General features: G+C 36.9%; 3 protein-coding genes. All 3 read right to left on the bottom strand.

The features are described 5' to 3' along the window. Positions 1-781: Ger(x)C family spore germination protein (locus AC1DRF_RS21060; protein WP_477741603.1), on the bottom strand; the 781-nt coding region annotated here is incomplete at its 3' end. Next, complete coding sequence (locus AC1DRF_RS21055; RefSeq protein ID WP_477741602.1) at positions 781-2304, bottom strand: spore germination protein; 1524 nt, start codon at positions 2302-2304, stop codon at positions 781-783. The genes AC1DRF_RS21060 and AC1DRF_RS21055, both read right to left, overlap by 1 nt. Then, on the bottom strand, positions 2291-3101 hold an 811-nt coding region (locus AC1DRF_RS21050), incomplete at its 5' end, for a GerAB/ArcD/ProY family transporter (RefSeq protein WP_477741601.1). The genes AC1DRF_RS21055 and AC1DRF_RS21050, both read right to left, overlap by 14 nt.

Raw genomic sequence — 3101 nt, 5'->3', positions numbered from 1 at the left:
GATCAGGGAGCCTTACACGTAAACCAGCTCGTACAAATTCATCCGTTATCCATCTAAGTCCTTTGATTTTATTCTCTGAAAAAACTCCTTTTAATTCAGATGATGTAATAGCCACTGCTCCGTTTACTTGAATAGCTGTTTCTTTTTTTTGATCCGTTGTTAAATGTTCTTTAGTCTGAACGAGAGGAATATTTACTTCGTGACTAGGTTCATTAAGATGGATAATGAGCTCTCTTAAATCGATTGGTGGAATAAACGAGTTTTGCTTAAAAATCACTTTAGGATCGCTCAAGCGAGAAAGAGCGTTCGATACTTCGAACATAGGCGTAGCTAACAACGTTTTTTTCAAAGGACTTTTCGTAGCATACATCCAGATGTTGTATCTCGTTTCCCGATAACGATCTAAAAAATCCACTGCCGATTTGACAGCGCCATGCTTTAACGCATCGTCCGTTAGAACAAGGAAAGCTAAGTGCCCAAAAAAGATTCTGCGCTGAGAAATTTGATAATATCTAAAAATAGCTTCATCAATGGTTTTCCCTGTTGCATAACCAACTTCTACTTTGACTTGACCCGCGCCAGCACCGCTTGCCTCGGATTTTGCTAACAAACTTAAATTGATGGTTTGCAGGTAAAGAACGTAACGGTTATCTTTAAAATCTACCCCCATTCCTTGTGCATATACCATTTGTTCCGGTTCATTCGTATCCCAGCATCCCGAAAGAAACAATAAAAAAGAGCTCATAATAAGTATAAGTAAATTCCTTATATTCCCTTTCACTAACTTTCTCCTTTTTCGCGTGTGGAATCGCTTGGGTTAAGCATACTAGCTCTTGTTGCTTTTTTACTTTCGGGAAGACGGAAGAGAGATTTTAAAATATTTTTCACGTCTAAACGGGTTGCTAACTCAAAATATGGCACACCAAACGTTCGGATGTTTGTAATATAGATCATGACTAAAAAGATGGAAATAAAAAATCCAAAGAAACCTAAGATGCTGACACAGATAATACAAAAAAAGCGGATCAGTGAAATTGTTCCTATAAGAGACTGATTAGCTAGCGTAAACGTAGCAATTGTAGAACCTGCAATGACAACAAGCATGGCAGGACTGGTTAAACCGGCTCTAATGGCTGCATCACCGATAATAAGCCCTCCAATTACACTGAGGGTCTGCCCGACAGAAGTCGGCAGTCTAAACCCTGCCTCTCGAAACAATTCAAATAAAAGAAGCATTAATATTGCCTCAAGAGAGGTAGGAAACGGAACACCTCTTCTTGCTTCAACAATCGTAGCTAACAGGCTGAGCGGAAGCTGATTTTGATGAAAAGCCGTCATTGCAACCCAAAAACCCGGCAAAAAAGCAGCGATAGAAAGCCCGAAGATTCGAAGAATACGCTCAAAAGAGCTGTATAAATATGTATTTTCTTTATCTTCAGATCCCTTTAATAAGTAAAAAAGGTTAATGGGTGTAACATACGCATATGAAGTTCCATCAATTAATATAATAAACCGGCCATTTAACAGAGATTGAACCGCAAAATCAGGTCTCCCTGTATAAGCGTGTCGAGGAAAAAAGCTATACGGATTTTTATTAATGAGCTCTTCTAACTGTGTTCCGCTGAAAATACCGTCGATATCGATATCTCCTAACTTTTCCATAATTTCGTCAAGTATCTTCTTGTCAGCTACATCTTCCATGTATAAAATGCTTACTTTTGTTTTTGTTCGTTTTCCAATCTCTAAAGAGTTTGTTAACAAGGAAACTGATTTAAGACGCTTGCGAATTAAAGCAATATTGACAGGTAAGTCTTCAATAAAATTATCTCTAGGACCCAATATGGTTACTTCATTTTTCGTTTCTTCTGGGCTTCTTTGAGGACGGTCCGAAATATCGATAGAAACAACTGATTGTGGTGATCCAAAATCAATGAATAATTTCCCGGAAAAAATTTCTGAAACTGCCTGTTCTTCATCTTGAACGATGGAAACTGAGGGAAGATTTAATAATTTTATGACCTTGTCTCCTTCTACTTMACCCTCTAACTTAGCACAGCATTCCTCTAATTTTTTAGGAATCATTTCATATAGCATTTCCGTACTAACTAGACCGGTACAATAAATCATAAGCACTCGTTTGTTATAAAAATAAACGGTCTCGAAGTTAATATCGCTGCATTTTCCAAATAAATCTCTTAACGTACACTCATTGATTATCTGAGCACGAGAAGAACTTTCTTTTAAAAGACTTTCCGCCTCTTGTTTTTTAGAGCTGTAGTCTTTTTTCTTCTTAAAAAATTCCACTCTTATCCCTCCTTGTTTTATGAGAAAATAGAAAGACTATGACTACTAAGAAAAGAGAGAAAGCAACAAATAACCAGAAAGTAGCCGGTATGATTGTAAAAAATAAAAGATTTGAAAAAGCAAAGTCCGTTATAGGAGCCAGCGTACATACAGTAATAACCACTAGAATGAGTAAAAGAAACCTTTTTTGGCCTTTTTGAAACGAAACTAATTCTTTCATAATAAAAAGAAAGGTCGAAATGCGGATAAAGGTACCCGACAACCACTGATAAATAGATAGAAAGTCGATATGCTCTATAAACTTTCCAAGCGATGCAATTCCCCATTCTTCATAGGGAGGGAAACGTTGCTTAGAGGCTTCTACAGGGCCAAATTCAGTAATTGCTCCAATGAGAGGTCCAATCGTAAGGCCTGTTAAGAGAATTGCAGCCACCGCTAAATGCTTATAGCGTATAGGCTGCGGCACTTTGTGCTGCAAAAAGAGCAGCAGCAGCAGCTCTACCATCCCTGATCCTTGAAATACAATACTTTTAATAACAGGAAAATAGCCATTTTCTAAAACAGGCTGCAATAAAGAATAATCTTTAAATTGAAAGTTTGTAAAAGAAACAAAGAAACCTAATATTACAATAAAAAATAAAAGAAATACGTTTACAATACTAATCGTTCTAATACTCGTAGCAGCAAGTAAGCAACAGGTAAAACCAAATAGTAAAACGAGAATAATTAAAGGTGTTCGCTGAAGAAAAATAATATTAATCCACGTAATCGTCTCTCGTAAAGTGACGATCTCCATA

The sequence above is a fragment of the Priestia sp. P5_B4 genome, assembly GCF_056400385.1.
Note: the sequence above shows the minus strand (reverse complement) of the source record. Positions and strands in the feature narration are given on the sequence as shown.